This is a genomic window from Klebsiella sp. BIGb0149 (assembly GCF_004362605.1).
GTDB lineage: Bacteria > Pseudomonadota > Gammaproteobacteria > Enterobacterales > Enterobacteriaceae > Klebsiella > Klebsiella terrigena.
The window spans coordinates 1,190,130-1,206,869 of the sequence record NZ_SNYG01000001.1 but is presented as its reverse complement, the minus strand read 5'-3'; the positions used below and the strand labels follow the sequence as shown (position 1 = coordinate 1,206,869).

Sequence of the window (16,740 nt, the reverse complement as noted above, 5' to 3'; positions counted from 1 at the left end):
GGCATATGACCTGGTTTATAGACCGGCGCCTGAACGGAAAGAATAAAAGCGCGGTGAATCGCCAGCGCTTTTTGCGTCGCTACAAGGCGCAGATAAAACAGTCGATCTCCGAGGCTATCAACAAGCGCTCGGTGACCGATATTGAGAGCGGGGAATCCGTCTCTATTCCGACGGATGATATCAACGAACCGATGTTTCATCAGGGTCGCGGCGGCCTGCGCAATCGCGTGCATCCCGGCAACGACCATTTTGTGCAAAACGACCGTATTGAACGCCCGCAGGGCGGCGGAGGCGGCGGTAGCGGCCAGGGGCAAGCCAGCGCCGACGGCGAAGGCGAAGATGGGTTCGTCTTTCAGATATCCAAAGACGAGTATCTCGACCTGCTGTTTGAGGATCTCGCCCTGCCGAATCTGAAGAAAAACCAGCAGCGGCAGCTTACCGAGTTCAAGACGCATCGGGCGGGCTTTACCGCTAACGGCGTCCCGGCGAACATCAGCGTGGTGCGTTCGCTGCAAAACTCGCTGGCGCGACGTACCGCCATGACCGCCGGCAAGCGCCGCGAACTGCGCGCGCTGGAAGCGGATCTGGACGTCATTAGCAAAAGCGAGCCCGCGCAGCTGCTGGAAGAGGAGCGGCTGCGCCAGGAGATAGCCGAGCTGCGGGCGAAGATTGACCGCGTGCCGTTTATCGATACCTTCGATCTGCGCTATAAGAATTACGAAAAACGGCCCGAACCCTCCAGCCAGGCGGTGATGTTCTGCCTGATGGACGTTTCCGGCTCCATGGATCAGGTCACCAAAGATATGGCCAAACGTTTTTACATCCTGCTGTATCTGTTCCTCAGCCGGACCTATAAAAACGTCGAGGTGGTCTATATCCGCCACCATACCCAGGCAAAAGAGGTGGATGAGCACGAGTTTTTCTATTCGCAGGAAACCGGCGGCACTATCGTCTCCAGCGCGCTGAAGCTGATGGATGAAGTGGTTAAAGCGCGCTACGACCCGGCGCAGTGGAATATCTACGCCGCGCAGGCGTCGGACGGCGATAACTGGGCGGACGACTCGCCGCTGTGTCACGAGCTGCTGGCGAAGAACATCCTGCCGGTGGTGCGCTACTACAGCTACATTGAGATAACCCGCCGCGCCCACCAGACGCTATGGCGTGAATATGAACATCTGCAGACGACCTTTGAAAACTTCGCCATGCAGCATATACGCGACCAGGAAGATATCTACCCGGTGTTCCGCGAGCTGTTCCACAAGCAGGGCACCACCACCAGCTAACCCTAAAAAAAATCAGCCAGTGAATGCTATTTTCTGGCTGATTTTCCCACCACTGCCGGAGAGTTATTCCCCCCTTGCCGCTGCGCTTCTTCCCGTTTCGCCATGCCGCTGCGCCTAAAGCCGCCTCAGGCCATCCGTCGCCGGGAAGGCTAGTACCAACGCCACTGCGGGCCGCCTGAGCAATCACAGGACCGGTGAATGGCGACGCCGGCCTTACTCGCCCGCCGGGTTCACCTGACCGTTCATCAGGATATATCGGGCATCTTCCCGCTGGTGCCGGTCGATCAACGGGACCAGCCGTCTGAAATGTTCGCTGGCACAGTGGGCGTCGAGGGCCGCATGGTCCGGCCACTCCTCGATAAAAATGAAATGTCCGGGATCCTTTTCATCAATATAGAGATCATAGGCGATGCACAGCGGCTCCAGCCTGGTTGCCGCGACCAGCTCCCGGTATAACGGCAGAACGGCTGCAACGCATTCGGGCTTGATAAAATCTTCGGCAATGACTTTTAGCATAGGGTCCTCTCGGTGAAAACGGATACGTAATCGTCCCGGGGATCGCCGGGACCTCGGCCGCACCTGGCCCGTTCTCCGTTGGAATAGCGCTGATGCTGGTCATTTTTTGCTGGTGGCATCATAGCCTTTGCTCTCGGGAAGTGCACGACGACCCGCCCTTCACTCGTGAAAATTAAAGGAGGGTCACGGGCAGTTTTGTGGCATAGGTGAACATACGACCGTGGCCTTAGATGAAAGAGAGAAGCAGCAAATATAAATGGGAGGTTTTTTAAATAGGTTAATTTTTACCCAGACGTGATAGACTGAAACACATTCATTGAAAGGTTAATCATCATGTCATTTCTCGATTACGCAATGAAGCTCATCGGTGGAACGTCCACCGCCACCTGCCCCATCTGCGGCTTAAAATCCCCCCAGTCTGCATCAAAGATCCGATTAAAGCAGGCAATGCTATGCCCGGGATGTAAGGCCCTTTTTGTCTCGCCACGCTAACCCCTTACGCCGGCTCACGTACAAACCGGTGTTCTATACTGAAATAAAGACCGGCAGCTGTTAAATCCCTGATGCCTTACGCCCATCCTGAGAGAACGTTTCTGAACTGATTTCGCAACTGCTCCTGCGCGTTAATGTCGCATCAGAGCAACGCTATGAAAATGAATCCCCGAGCATGGTTTAGCCGCTCCCGTATGTCTACGAAATCTCCTGAACTGGTGCCGTTTCCTGCCAACGACTCAACAAGCGAAAATAGCTTGCGCTCAGAGCTGTTTTCGACGCCTCAGATGGAACGTTACGGCCAGAAACTGGCGCACACTCATAAGTTGTCACCGGACAAGCTGCCTTACTATCTTCTTAAACGTCTGGGAGATAATGAGGCTGCGATCACGCAAAACTGTTATGCGCTCAATGCCGGGAAAAAATCGAGCATCATGCCCGCGGGTGAGTGGCTGCTTGATAATTACTACCTGATTGAGGAACAAATCCGCATTGTCCGCCAGCATCTGCCAAAAAGCTTTGGCAAAGGCCTCCCGTCCCTGGCATCGCCTCACCACTGCCCGCGTATTTACGATATCGCATCTGAAGCTATTGCTCACGGTGACGGGCGCTGGGACGTGGCCAGCCTGACCAGCTATATTGCGGCCTATCAGCAGGTGACGCCGCTGACGTTAGGCGAGGTCTGGGCGCTACCGGGCATGCTGCGTCTGTCTCTAATCGAAAATCTACGTCGCGTCAGTATGGAAGTAGTAAAAGCCCAACAAGAACGCAGTCTGGCAGATACATGGATTACGCGGATTTTCGAATGTGCCGAGAATACTCCGGCAGACTTAATCATGGTGGTCGCCGACATGGCGCGCGCACGGCCGCCGCTGAGCAGTGCGTTTGTCGCAGAACTGGTACGCCGCCTGCAGGGGCGCGGCAATGCGCTGGCACTGCCGCTGACCTGGGTGGACCAGCGTCTTGCTGAACAAGGCGTGACAACCGAGGTTCTCATTCACCGCTTCAATCAACAGCTTGCGGCCAGCCAGCTTTCCGTCAGCAACAGCATCGCGGGCTTGCGTTTGCTGAGCGAAACGAACTGGGCTGATTTCGCCGAGGCAATCAGCGTCGTAGAACAGACATTGCGTCTCGATCCTGCCGGCACCTATTCCCGTATGCACTTTGATACCCGGGATCATTACCGCCACGTCATCGAGATCCTGGCCAGAGACAGTCGCTTTAGCGAGTCAGAGGTAGCCAGCCGGGTACTGGCGCTTTCTGTGGAAAATGCGCCCGGCACGCCGGGGCATCATATTGGTTATTATCTGGCCGGTGGAGGCCGCGAGCTGCTGGAAGTGCAGCTTTCCGCCGATACCTCAGGGCTGATACGCCTGCGGCATAGTTTCAACAAAATCCCCTTGTTGTCATGGCTTGGCAGCCTGAGCCTGCTGACGACAGCGGTGACGGCCGGAATTTTGCACGAAACCGCGCAGCAGGGAATGGGCTGGATGCTGATACTTTTGGCGTTGCCGCTTATTTTGGCGGTCAGTCAGTTAATGAACGATTTGTTGAGCGAAGCGACCACCCGCTTTCGAATACCCCGACCGCTGCCGCGAATGGATTTTTCCGCTGGAATTCCGGCTGATTGCGCGACCCTGGTAGTGGTCCCTTGTATGCTGACAAGTCACGAAAGCATCAGCAAGCTCCTCACCAGCCTGGAAGTGTGCTGGCTGGGTAATCAGAACGAAAACCTCCGCTTCGCCCTTCTCACCGATTTTGCCGATTCCGCCGTTGAAAAACCGCCAGAAAACAGCGGGCTGCTCAGACAGGCCATCGCGGAAACAGAGGATCTTAACCGCCGCTATCCAGCCAGCCGCCCACGCTTTTATCTTCTGCACCGACAGCCAGAATGGGCCCCCACGCAGGAAAAATGGATGGGTTATGAACGCAAACGGGGAAAGCTGGCGTTGCTGAACAACTGGCTGCGCCATCCCGCGGCGCAATTTTCCAGCGTCGCAGATGCGCCAGCGCATCTGTTGCCGGGTCATATTAAATATGTCATCACCCTGGACAGCGATACGGTGTTACCGCGCGACACGGCGCATAAGCTGGTCGCGACAATGGCGCATCCGCTCAACCTGCCAGAGTATGATCCGCTACGGCAGAGGGTCGTCAAAGGGTACGGCATTTTACAGCCCGGGCTGGCGGAGGAAATGCCGCGCAACGGACAGGGACGCTATGCCGCCATGCGCAGCAGCGTGCCGGGTAATAATCCCTATTCGATGATGTCTTCAGATATCTATCAGGATCTCTTCGGCGAAGGATCGTTCGTTGGTAAGGGCATTTATGACGTCGATATCTTTGCCCTGGCTACCGCCAACGCCTGCCCGGAAAATCTGGTCCTCAGCCACGATTTACTCGAAGGGTGCTACGCTCGCTCCGGGCTACTCAGTGAAGTTTTACTCTACGAGCAGTACCCAAACAACTATCTGTCAGACGTTGCCCGCCGCACCCGCTGGATCCGTGGCGACTGGCAGCTGCTTAACTGGCTCAGCCCGTACGTCAGAAAAGCGGATGGAACCCGGGATAAAAACCCGCTATCGGCGCTTTCCTGCTGGAAGTTATTCGACAATTTACGCCGCAGCCTGGTCAGCCCGTCTTTGCTGGCGCTTCTTTTTTGCTCCCTGCTGCTGGTCCCCAACCCGCTTTATTGGCTTGGCGCGCTGGCGCTGGTGTGGTTATTGCCTTCAGCGCTGAGCATCAGCCACGACCTTCTGCATAAACCTCTTCGTCGCCCTTTGCGGCTGCATATTCCACTCGTCGCGGCCGGGGCGCTGAAACGGTTTTCCCGTATCGGGCTCAATTTTGCGATACTGCCGCATGAGGCCGGATACTCATTGTACGCCATTGCCGTGACGCTCTGGCGCCTTGGCGTCAGTCAGCGCAATCTCATCCAGTGGACCAGCCACAGCCCCGACGGCCATCAGCCCGGCGTTTCGGTGATTCGTTTTTATCGGGCGATGTGGCTGAATGTTGTCGCCGGGGCGGCATTGACGATGATGACTTTTCATTTTTCCCCACGGCTTCTGACTATCGCTCTGCCCGTCGGCATTCTATGGTGTCTTGCCCCCCTGCTGCTGAGCTGGCTAAGCCGCCAGCCTGAACGTAAGGCGGTTTCGCTGAACCAGGAACAGAAGCAGCTGCTGCGTCAGACGAGTCGCGAAATCTGGGCCTTCTTTGAAACCTTTGCCACGGCAAAAGAGAACTGGCTTCCACCGGATAATTACCAGGAAATACCGCAGCCAACCATCGCACATCGCACCTCCCCCACCAATATCGGACTTTCCCTGATGGCCAACCTGACCGCCTGGGATTTTGGCTACCTGCCCGGGGGAGAGGTTTTACAGCGCGTGACGATGACTCTCGACTCAATGGATAAAATGGAACACTTCCGGGGCCATCTCTTTAACTGGTATGACACCCGCACGCTTGCGCCCCTCAGCCCACGCTATGTTTCGAGCGTTGACAGCGGCAATATGGCCGGCCATTTACTGACATTGCGCGAAGGCCTGTCCGCCATGCGTCATCAGCCGGTTTTGAACAGCGAGCAGATCCTGGCCGGGCTGAACGATACGATAATCATTCTGGAAAAACACTGGGGTCAGAACGCGCCAACCGGCCTGCGACTGCTGCGCAAGCACTGCCTGAACGCAGCGTCGCTGCCTCCGGCGCAGCTGTTCAGCGAACTTAAAAAAATGCGCGCCCAGTGTAACCATCTGACGACGCAGTGCGCTCAGGAGAGCAGCCTTGTGGTGCGCTGGACAGGACACCTTGAGCATCAGCTGGTGCAGCTTTGCCATGAATGGTCGCATTTGCTTGGCTGGATACCTCAGACGTATAGCGAACAGATGCTGCCGACATTGAGCTGGCTTGCCGGCGCGAGCTATTGCGGCGAAGGAACGCCTCCGGCATCGGCTACGGCGCTGGCCCGCATGCGGCTGAAGATTATCACTGAACTTGAACAGCGGCTGAACGATCATGCGAGAATGGATTTTGCTTTTCTGTACAGCGAGGCGACCAGCCTGCTCAGCGTCGGCTACAACTGTGATACGAACACACCCGATAAAAGCCATTACGATCTTCTGCCGTCTGAAATCCGTCTGACCAGTTTTCTCGCCATCGCGACTAACCAGCTGCCGTTAAAAAGCTGGTATGCCCTGGGACGGTTGTTCACCGCCATTGACCATGAAACCGCGCTGATGTCGTGGAGCGGTTCGATGTTTGAATACCTGATGCCGAACCTGGTGATGCCCACCTGGCCCGGTAGCCTTCTCGATGAAATGAGCCAGTCCGCGGTTAAGCGTCAGATACGCTGGGGCAAAGAGCGTGGGGTGCCGTGGGGGGTATCGGAGTCCGGTTATCATGCTTTTGATGTTCAGCACAATTATCAGTATCAGGCATTTGGCGTACCGGGCCTCGGTCTGCGGCGAGGACTTGCTGACGATATGGTCATCGCCCCGTATGCGACACTGCTGGCGCTAACGATCTCTCCGCAGAAAGCCTGCGAGAATCTGCTCAGCCTGGAAAAAAACGGCGCGCGCGGCGAATACGGTTTTTATGAAGCGCTGGACTATACCCCATCCCGCCTCGCAACCGGGCAGCTGTATGCCGTCGTGCAGTCCTGGATGGCGCACCATCAGGGGATGGCATTTCAGGCGCTGGCTCACGTGCTGCTTAACGCCCCGATGACGGAGCGATTCATGTCCAGTACCGTCTTCCGCTCGGCGAGCCTGCTGTTACAGGAGCGCGTGCCGGATGCGGTCGATCTCTACAGCCCGCGCCGTCATTTCGAATCCCATGAAGGAAGGGTCAAACCCGTTCGCTACGAACCGCGTATTTTCACCGGAGCAGATACGCCGGTGCCTGAAGTTCAGCTGTTGTCCAACAGCCATTACCATCTGATGTTGACCCCCGGTGGCGGTGGCTATAGCCGCTGGAACAATATTGCCCTCACGCGCTGGCGCAGCGATACGACCCGGGATAACTGGGGAGCATTCTGCTATATCCGCGATTCGCAAACGGGCGAAGTCTGGAGCAATACCTGGCATCCCACCGGCAAAGACGCCGATAACGGCGACGAGGCGATCTTTACCGATGCCGGCGCTGAATACAGGCGTACTTTCGGATCGCTGAGTGTCAGAACCCAGATCGTGGTCTCCCCGGAAGATGATATTGAACTACGGCGGCTCACGCTGGTACACAGGGGGCGAATGCCGCACGACCTTGAGCTGACAACCTATTCCGAAGTGGTGCTGGCGTCCGACGCCAGCGATCGGGCCCATCCGGCATTCAGCAATTTATTCATCCAGACCGAGATTAACCCCGATCGTGACGCGATCCTGTGCCATCGCCGCCCGCGTTCGCTGGACGAACAGAACCCGTGCATGTTTCACATGGTGGTCGTGCATGGCAATAACAGTAAGAGCATCTCGTTTGAAACCGACAGGGCAGCATTTATTGGCCGCGGCAGAACCCCTTCAAATGCGCTGACAAGCGTAAAAAAAGGACCGCTCAGCAATACCTCGGGGGCCGTTCTTGATCCGATACTGGCGATTCGCCACGCTATCACGCTACTGCCGGGACAGCCCGTCACTATCGATATCGTTTACGGTATCAGCGAAAGCCGCCAGCACAGCCTGGCGTTGCTTGAAAAATACAGAGATCACCCCATCGCTGACCGCATCTTTGAACTGGCCTGGTCCCACAGTCTGGTGGTGTTACGCCAGATGAACGCCAGTGAAGATGATGCCACGCTGTTTAACCGTCTCGCCAGCGCGGTGCTTTACCCCTGTCACGAGCTGCGCGCCGACGGCCAGATTATCAGCCGTAACCGACGAGGTCAGTCCGGCCTGTGGGGCTGGGCGATTTCAGGCGATCTGCCGATAGTGCTGTTCAGTATCACCAGCGAAGAGGGTATCGCCTCGGTAACAACACTTATTCAGGCGCACCGATACTGGCGCCAGAAAGGGCTGGAGGTCGATTTGGTGATCCTCAATGAGAGCCCCGGCGGCTACCAGCAGGCGCTGCAAAACCAGATTATGGATTTGATTTACGCCAGGTCAGGAGCCAGCATGCTGGATAAATCAGGCGGGATTTTTGTCCGTAATGGCGAACATCTCTCCGCCGAGGATAAGCAGCTTCTGATGAGCGTCGCCTGCCTGTATCTTGATGATCGAGCCGGCGGGCTAAGTGAACAGCTTAACCAGCGCATTCATACCCTAAAACCCCAGCCCAGGTTGCTAATTCCGCACCCTGCAGCAGAGGGCAATCGACATACCGACTGGACGCCTGATACCCATCAGCTGCGCCATTTCAATGGTCTCGGCGGCTTTTCTCAGGATGGTCGGGAGTATCAGATTGTCCTCAGGGAAAACGAGCCGACGCCAGCCCCGTGGTCAAATGTGCTGGCAAACGCCGATTTTGGCAGCGTTATTTCAGAGGCGGGACAGGCCTACAGCTGGTATGAAAATGCCCATGAATACCGCTTAACGCCCTGGGAAAACGATCCGGTAAGCGACCGCAGTGGTGAAGCCTTCTATCTGCGTGATGAAGAGAGCGGTGCGTGCTGGTCGCCGACGATACTGCCGGTGCGCGGCCACGGCGACTATCTGACCCGTCATGGTTTTGGCTACAGCGTGTTTGCCCACCGGGAGAGCGGGATAGACAGTGAGTTGACGATACTGGTCGCCGAACGGGCGCCGGTTAAACTGGCGATCCTGACGCTCAGTAATAATTCGGGACGAACGCGTAAACTGTCCGTCACCGGCTATGCGGAGTGGACGCTTGGGGATTTACGAACCCGTTCGGCCTCCCATATCGTTACGTATCCAGTCAACATTGCTGGCGGTTGCGGGGTGATGGCCAACAACTTTTACGGCGCTAACGGCGGCGAGCGCACGGCATTTTTTGCCGTCAGCGGCTCCTACTGCTCGCTGACGGGCGACCGCCGCGAGTTTATTGGCCGAAACGGTTCATTGCAAAATCCGGACGCCATGAAGCTGCGCAGGCTCTCGGGTAAAACGGGGGCCGCGCTGGATCCCTGCGCAGCAGTACAATCCGCGGCCACGCTAATTGATGGCGACCAGAGAACGTTTATTTTTGTCCTTGGCGTGGATGAAAATCATAGCCGGGCTCAGGAGACCCTGGCCCGCTATCTGAATGAGGATACCGTCCGCCAGGAGCTGAACAACGTTCACCGCTATTGGCATCACGTACTCGATAAAATGGTGGTCAATACCCCGGATACCTCCGTGAACTTACTGGTCAACGGGTGGCTGCTGTATCAGACGATGGCCAGTCGCCTTATGGCGCGTAGCGGTTACTATCAGTCCGGCGGCGCATTTGGTTTTCGCGATCAGCTGCAGGATACGCTGGCGCTCAGTCACGCCGCCCCGGAAAGGATGCGCGAACAGATAGTGCTGTGCGCAACACGACAGTTTGTTGAGGGAGACGTGCAACACTGGTGGCACCCTCCTCACGGTAACGGCGTGCGTACACGCTGTTCGGATGACTATCTCTGGCTCCCGCTCGCAGTCTGTCACTATGTCGAAACGATCGGGGACACAGAAATACTGGAATTGAATATTCCTTATCTGCAAGGTCGCCCGCTCCATCCGGGTGAAGAGTCCGTCTACGACACGCCGGTCATCAGCAGCAGCGAAGAGACGCTATGGTTACACTGCGTCAAAGCTATTCAGCATGGATTACGCTTCGGGCAGCACGGTCTCCCGCTGATGGGGGCCGGCGACTGGAATGACGGGATGAACCAGGTTGGCATTGAGGGGAAAGGTGAAAGCGTCTGGCTGGGCTTCTTCCTGTACGATATTTTACAACGCTTCGCTTCGCTTGCCGATCGGCGACAGGATGCCAGCGTCGCTTCAATGTGTCGTTCAGAGGCGCTGCGCCTGCAAAAAAATCTCGAAACCTCGGCATGGGACGGTGAATGGTACCGGCGAGGATATTTTGACGATGGTACTCCCCTGGGCTCAAAAGCGTCCCAGGACTGTCGAATTGATGCGATTGCGCAAAGCTGGTCGGTACTGTCCGGGGTCGCCAGCCAGGCGCGTAGCGTCATGGCGATGCAGGCGCTGGATAAGCATCTGGTGGATAACGAGGCCGGGCTAATCAAACTGTTAACGCCACCTTTCGATGGGCACGGGCCGAATCCGGGATATATCCAGGGCTATCTGCCAGGAGTGCGGGAAAACGGGGGGCAGTATACTCATGGCGCCATCTGGGCGGTGATGGCGTTTGCCCGGATGGGGAATGCAGAACGCGCGTGGCAGCTGTGGTCAATGATCAACCCGATAAACCACACGCTGGATGCAGGTGAAGTGGAAAGATATAAAGCGGAGCCCTACGTCATGAGCGCTGATGTGTACAGCGTCGCGCCGCATACGGGTCGTGCCGGATGGAGCTGGTATACCGGTTCCGCAGGCTGGGCATACCGTTTGTTGACCGAGGAGCTGCTGGGGATAAAACGTTGCGGTGCTTCCCTTACCGTTCATTCTCTGTTGCCGGACAACTGGCCGTCGTTCTCCATGACATATCAGTACGGCGACAGTCAGTATCACATTAGCGTTTCACGTGGCGTCGGGAAATACCAGGCCACTCTGGACGGCATCATCCTCCCCGATGACAGCATTCCGCTGATGGATGACGGACAATTCCATACCATTGATATCATTCAGAACTGACGCTGGCTTAGCGTGCGCATTAACGTCTGCCGTTAGTGCGCTGATTGTCCCGGAGAACATCAATTGCGGTCTTCATCGCGGTTTTGTCATCCCTTCTTTTTTGTTTGTCCTGCATCACCTGCAGGTACTCAAGCAACGTCCGGGTGTTAATGGGGCGGCCCTGTTTGCCGACGGCCAGCACGGCTTCACCAAGGATAATTTTCACTGGCGGCAATTGCGCCGGGTACCAGTCGAGGATGTCTTCTGATTTCATTATAAATTTCTCACGGAAGGGTATTATATCACAAATCACCCTGGTGGTCTGCGGGTCTGACTTGCTGATTTAGTAATAAATCCACATAACATTATCTAAATAATCTTGTTTAAAGGCGTATAATGAATATTACATTCCATAGAGTATCAATTTATGTCTTATACAAATGGACTCAGGCATTTTAAAGAGAGACCCGTTCACGTGGCTTGCCCGGTATGTGCCCACCGGGCCGATCAGAAAGCAGGTAAATTACGGAAAAATGCGGTTCTGGAGTGCCCCGCCTGCGGGCTATTATTCAGACCGTCAGAATGCTGGTGTATTGGAGGCTGATCGGCAATTTCGCATTTGAAAGATACACAAACGGGAAAATGGCGACCTACCTGTTTTACTCCTGTAATGAAGGTTATGCTTATGAAAACCAGTAAAGTTGTTCTTATTGAAGGAGATATCATTGGCTGCCGTCTTTCCGGCGAAATAAATCAACCTTTCTGCATTCACAGAGTCAGATTTAGCAATGATAAATATGCGATTGTGCGGGTCGCATCAGGACAGTGCTTCACGCCAGGGGAGATCATTGAACGGCACGGGAACCAATGGTTTTACAACCATGAAAAAATTCGCCTGTTCGGGTTTGAATACCTTGACGAAAAGGAATCCGCCAGACAATTCCATGAACATTACTGGCATATATAGAATAGTCCTGAGGGATATTTTACTGATGCAAACCGAACGATTATAATTTCCGGCCACTGGCTAAATTCTGCACTTTAGCGATTTCATTTAAATAGATGAGTATCATCAACATTAACATACGCCGTTAAATATTAGCCCTACCGTTGTTTATCCTGTTCGCCATAACATGCAGGTACATTAAAGAAAAACGATGCCAGGTGTACTGCTACGATTGTGCTTTATCCCCAAACGGGTTTTTCTGGTTTTGATTGCGTCTGCGGTTCCCTTGAGGGGATATTAAGTTCAGCGCACATCACTGATAAGATGACTTCTACCCACAACAGCTATGCAAGAAATGCACAGATGCAATCAGAGAAATTCGCCGAGTTCCCTGGAGTCTTTGTCGATGTCGCCCGTGAGAGCAGTTTTTCGGGTGCTGGTCGCCGTCTCGGGCGCACTCCCTCCTCGATAGGACGGCAGATTGATGCGCTGGAAGCGTACCTGGATACCCCGCTTTTTTTGCGGTCTACGCGTCATTTAACCCTGACCGATGCAGGGGAAATGCTGCTGATTCGCGCCAGACAAATCCTCGATTCACGGGAGGACACGCAGCAGGAACTGGCGTCAATGAAGGGCGAAGTAACTGACGTGCTGAGAGTGGCGTGTTATCCCACATTTGGTAAACGCTATGTGCTGTCGGTTATGGCAAAACTCTCCCGCCAGTATCCGGCGAAGGCCCTGTCGTCACACGGAACTGAGCTGATATCGCCCTGCGGCCTGGCTATTTTAACCAACAACATAGCACTGCTGCAGGGCTTTCACTTTCGACACCTCCGTCGTTTAAGCGACCGGCGCGCGCAAATAGGTTTACTGTAAAGCTTGCAAAATGGTATATCCGGCGGTGATACGCGCCGGGTTCGGGTAGCTCTTATTCGCTAACATAACAATTCCCAGCTGCAGCTGAGGGATAAACGCCACATAGGCGCCGAATCCGCCGGTGGAGCCGGTTTTATGCACCCATGAGGCGGCGACCGCCGGGACCGGCGGTTCTATCGCCGCTGCCGGATGCGGGGCCAGCGCCACCGCGTTATCGCCGCCTTTTGCTATCGCCACGCCATTGACCGGCCAGTTGAGCATCTCCCAGCCCAGCCCCTGATACATATCGCCAATCCGCCAGTAGCGCGCCTGCGCCATCTCGAGGCCTTTTCTGAGCGTGGGGCTGCCGGCCTCCCGGGGCGCCATATTGGCCTGTAGCCAGGCGGCCATATCCGTAATCGTTGATTTCACCCCGTAGGATTCGGCATCCAGCATACCGGGTGAAACGTGCACCGGCTGGCCGCTGCGGTAGCCCCAGGCATAGTTTTTCTCTTCCGCGGGCGGAATGTTAATCCAGGTATGGTTGAGATTCAGCGGCCGCAGGACCCGCTGGCTCATGGCGTCTTCAAAACCGAGCCCCGAAGGCTTCACCGCCAGCATGCCGAACAGACCGATGCTGCTGTTGGCATAGACGCGCATGCTGCCCGGCGCCCACTGCGGCTGCCAGCGCCGATAGAAATCGAGCAGCGAGGCCCTGTCCGTAACGTTATCCGGTACCTGTAGCGGCAGACCGCCTGCGGTATAGGTTGCCAGATCCAGCAGCGTTATCCCCTGCCACCGCTTGCCGTTAAGCTCCGGCCAGTAGCGGCTGGCATTGTCGCTGAGCTTGATTTCGCCGCGGGCCACGGCGTCTGCACCCAGTACGCCGGTGAAAGTTTTGCTCACTGAGCCAAGTTCAAACAGCGTGTCCGTCGTGACCGGGCGGCCGCTGCCGACGTCCGCTTTACCCCAGGTGAAATAGTACCGCTGGCCCTGATAAATAACCGCCACCGCCATGCCAGGGATCGCCTGCTCTTTGAGCAGAGGCTCGATGGTTTGGCTGACCACCCGAGAAATCTGCTGCTCGGTGAGCGTCTTCGGTGCAGCGAGACTTGCCGCGGTGAGCGAAAGCGCGGCCAGTGCCAGAACGCCGTTCAACATTTTTTGCATGGGTAAAACCTTCCATAGAGTGAGAGAGATATCAGGGCCCTGAAAACGCGCTAAGTCTGTGGGCTTTGACTCGCTCTGACAAACGATTAAACTTAGCATCTGCCTGCAGTTTTTCTAACACATACGGCCATGACCAGAAGCTATCTCCCACTGAATGCCCTTCGCGCTTTCGAAGCCGCAGCCCGGCACCTAAGCTTTACTCGCGCAGCCGTTGAGCTCAACGTCACGCATTCTGCTATTAGTCAGCAGGTAAGATCGCTGGAGGAACACCTTAATTGTCAGCTATTTGTGCGGGTATCGCGCGGGCTGATGCTGACGACAGAAGGCGAAAACCTCCTGCCGGTGCTGAACGGTTCTTTCGACATCATCGCCGATACGCTCGATCGTTTTAGCGCCCGGCAACGGCGAGAAAAACTAAAAATAGGCGTCGTCGGGACGTTTGCGGTGGGGTTCCTGCTGCCCCGGCTGGAGGATTTTCGCCGCTGCTGCCCGCATATCGACCTGCATCTGTCGACGCATAACAACCGGGTCGATCCCGCCGCCGAAGGGCTGGACTATACCCTTCGTTTCGGCAACGGCGCCTGGCACGATACCGAGGCCATATTCCTTTGCGATGCGCCGCTCACCGCGCTCTGCACGCCGGCGATAGCCCAGACGCTCTACAAACCGGCGGATGTGCTTAAGTACACCTTGCTGCGCTCCTACCGCCGCGACGAATGGGCAACATGGATGACGAAGGCCGGTGAAGCCCCGCCGGCGCCGACGCATCCGGTGATGGTTTTTGACACCTCGCTGGCGATGCTGGAGGTGGCGCAGTGCGGGGCCGGAATTGCGATTGCGCCAGCCAGCATGTTTAGCCACTTGCTCAGCGCCGGGCGCATCGTGCAGCCGTTCCCAACGGAGATTCACTGCGGCGGATACTGGCTCACGCGGCTGCAGTCGCGCCCCGAAACTGTCGCCATGCGCGACTTTGCTGCCTGGATAGCGAAGCAGTGGTAAGCCATTGCCCTATTAATTGCGCAAAATATCCCCGGTTCGAGAGAGTGACGCCCATCAGGAAAGCGCCCGTTCGCCCTGCTCCGGCTCTCCGGGAACAATAAGCTGCAGCAGGGGATAACGCTCAACCCACCTTTTGGCGGCAACCCGATGTTTAAATACGGACAACCTTTGCAGCTCAAACTGCGGCGTCGGCCTTAGGCGGAGCTCGAATAAATCGGCCAGGCCGTAGGGGGCAATTATCTCAATCAGGCCCGTATCGCCTATTCTGACGGCGACAGCCGTGGCCGTTTCAGGCCAGTAGCGGATAGCATCCTCCGTCGAGCGGTACGGCGCATTGCCGCTATGGTGATGCATTCTGGCCTGGTTCTTCACCGACCAGTCGAACGCGGGGCTCACTTGATTAAGCGCGGCTTCCAGAAAGCGATCGCCATCGGCAGCGCAGCGCGCAGCGTCAAACCACACCACGTCAACGTCTCCGCCCACGGGCCGCTGGCCGTATCCATGCAGGCGATCCCAGACCGCATCCCGCACGAATCCGGCGCCGATCCAGCCGTCGTTGAGCCTTAAGCTTTGAACGGCATAAAGCGCCTTCATCCTCACGGCATCGTCTAACAACAATCTCTGCAGCGCCTGCTGATATGCCATCGTCTTCCTCATCTGTGCCCCTTCCGGCTATTGCCGCTTTAGCCCCGCAGCTCGCTCCGGGTCCCCTGATACTCTGCATTATTAACGATCGCGGCGGGCCTCAGCGAGGCTGACGCTGCGCATAATGGCGGTGATGCCATCGCCCTGCATCATATCTTCAGTGTATCAATGACGATTCTCAGGGCCGGCGACACGTTGCGATGGGGATAATAGAGGAATGAACCCTCCATGCGCAGGCTGTAGGGCTGTAACACTCGGATAAGCACGCCGCGCGCTAAATCATCGGCCACCAGCTCTTCGGGAACATAGGCCAGCCCCAGGCCTCGCCGGGCGGCCTCTGCCTCCATATAGCTGTCGGAGAAGACCCACTGCCCCTGCGGTCGGTGGGTGATCTTTTTATCGTCCAGATTGAGCTCCCACTGGTACAGGCTGCCGTCGCCAAACTGATAGGCAATACAGGGGTGCGCCGCCAGCTCGGCCGGAGTTTGCGGAAAGCCGTAGCGACGAAAATGCTCGGGAGTGGCGACAACGACCATCTCCATATCCGGCGTAATGCGTACCGCGATCATGCCGCTGCCCACCTCCGGACCCAAACGGACGCCCGCATCGAATCTCTCGGCGATAATATCGACGAACCGGCTTTCACTCATCAGCTCCAGCCGGATATCGGGATAGCGTTGCTTAAATACCGCGAGCTTTGGCAGGAGGCATTTATCAATGGCGTGCTGGCTGGCATTGATGCGCACCGTGCCGGACGGGGTCTGACGATAGTGCGCCAGCGTGGCAAGCCCCGAATCTAAGGCGTCAAATCCGGACTCGGCCGTCTGGTAGAGCTGCTCGCCCGCCTGCGTCAGGGATAGCCTGCGCGTGGTGCGCACCAGAAGCTGGACGCCCAGCCTTTCTTCGAGCTCGCGAACGGAACGGCTAATTCCCGACTGCGCCAGCCCAAGCCGCTGGGCCGCTGCGGTGAAGCTCCCCTCCCGCACCACCTGCATAAACAGGTAGAGCTCATTATAGTTTTCCCGTTTTGCCATCAGTGCCTCCTGCGGTGTCGGGCTACGTATCGCCCGCTTCGCCGCCCTTTCTATAACAATATGATATTAATCCTAGCATTTAA

Annotated in this window: 12 protein-coding genes; 7 read left to right on the top strand and 5 right to left on the bottom strand. The window is 56.4% G+C overall.

The window, feature by feature from the left end:
- Nucleotides 1-5: 5 nt before the first annotated feature.
- Complete coding sequence (locus EDF75_RS05775; protein WP_133597693.1) at nucleotides 6-1,283, top strand: YeaH/YhbH family protein; 1,278 nt, start codon at nucleotides 6-8, stop codon at nucleotides 1,281-1,283.
- Between the two features lie 213 nt (nucleotides 1,284-1,496).
- Here EDF75_RS05775 and EDF75_RS05770 read toward each other — a convergent pair whose 3' ends face one another.
- Nucleotides 1,497-1,799, bottom strand: a complete 303-nt coding sequence (locus tag EDF75_RS05770) for a putative quinol monooxygenase (RefSeq protein ID WP_133597691.1) — start codon at nucleotides 1,797-1,799, stop codon at nucleotides 1,497-1,499.
- A gap of 333 nt (nucleotides 1,800-2,132) precedes the next feature.
- Between EDF75_RS05770 and EDF75_RS27245 the strand changes: the two genes are divergently transcribed.
- Nucleotides 2,133-2,291: a YnfU family zinc-binding protein gene (locus EDF75_RS27245; RefSeq protein WP_220432773.1), complete on the top strand. Its 159-nt coding sequence runs from the start codon at nucleotides 2,133-2,135 to the stop codon at nucleotides 2,289-2,291.
- Nucleotides 2,292-2,446: 155 nt separating this feature from the next.
- Nucleotides 2,447-11,029: a glycoside hydrolase family 94 protein gene (locus EDF75_RS05765; RefSeq protein ID WP_133597689.1), complete on the top strand. Its 8,583-nt coding sequence runs from the start codon at nucleotides 2,447-2,449 to the stop codon at nucleotides 11,027-11,029.
- Between the two features lie 19 nt (nucleotides 11,030-11,048).
- Here the strand turns inward: EDF75_RS05765 and EDF75_RS05760 are convergent, their stop codons facing one another.
- On the bottom strand, nucleotides 11,049-11,282 hold the full coding sequence (locus EDF75_RS05760) for a hypothetical protein (protein WP_095096819.1): 234 nt from the start codon (nucleotides 11,280-11,282) through the stop codon (nucleotides 11,049-11,051).
- A gap of 153 nt (nucleotides 11,283-11,435) precedes the next feature.
- On the opposite strand from EDF75_RS05760, the gene EDF75_RS27545 reads away from it, so the two are divergent.
- From EDF75_RS27545 to EDF75_RS05750, 3 genes are all read left to right on the top strand, one after another.
- A complete protein-coding gene (locus EDF75_RS27545) occupies nucleotides 11,436-11,612 on the top strand; it encodes a YnfU family zinc-binding protein (protein ID WP_218029264.1) in 177 nt (58 codons plus the stop codon).
- An 81-nt stretch (nucleotides 11,613-11,693) separates the two neighbouring features.
- Entirely contained in the window at nucleotides 11,694-11,975 is a 282-nt protein-coding gene (locus EDF75_RS05755) for a hypothetical protein (protein WP_133597687.1), read from the top strand.
- 342 nt (nucleotides 11,976-12,317) lie between these two features.
- A complete protein-coding gene (locus EDF75_RS05750; protein ID WP_243733503.1) occupies nucleotides 12,318-12,830 on the top strand; it encodes a LysR family transcriptional regulator in 513 nt (170 codons plus the stop codon).
- Here EDF75_RS05750 and ampC read toward each other — a convergent pair.
- Nucleotides 12,822-13,979, bottom strand: coding sequence for a class C beta-lactamase (gene ampC, locus EDF75_RS05745; RefSeq protein WP_133597685.1), 1,158 nt, complete (start codon nucleotides 13,977-13,979; stop codon nucleotides 12,822-12,824). The genes EDF75_RS05750 and ampC overlap by 9 nt on opposite strands.
- 129 nt (nucleotides 13,980-14,108) lie before the next feature.
- Here ampC and ampR point away from each other — a divergent pair, with 129 nt between their 5' ends.
- Nucleotides 14,109-14,978 (top strand): LysR family transcriptional regulator AmpR, encoded by an 870-nt coding sequence (gene ampR / locus EDF75_RS05740; RefSeq protein ID WP_133597683.1) that lies wholly within the window; start codon nucleotides 14,109-14,111, stop codon nucleotides 14,976-14,978.
- 54 nt (nucleotides 14,979-15,032) lie between these two features.
- Here the strand turns inward: ampR and EDF75_RS05735 are convergent, their stop codons facing one another.
- Together EDF75_RS05735 and EDF75_RS05730 are read right to left on the bottom strand one after the other, a co-directional pair.
- On the bottom strand, nucleotides 15,033-15,623 hold the full coding sequence (locus tag EDF75_RS05735) for a nucleotidyltransferase family protein (protein WP_133598020.1): 591 nt from the start codon (nucleotides 15,621-15,623) through the stop codon (nucleotides 15,033-15,035).
- Between the two features lie 149 nt (nucleotides 15,624-15,772).
- On the bottom strand, nucleotides 15,773-16,657 hold the full coding sequence (locus tag EDF75_RS05730) for a LysR family transcriptional regulator (RefSeq protein ID WP_045854978.1): 885 nt from the start codon (nucleotides 16,655-16,657) through the stop codon (nucleotides 15,773-15,775).
- Nucleotides 16,658-16,740 lie beyond the last annotated feature (83 nt).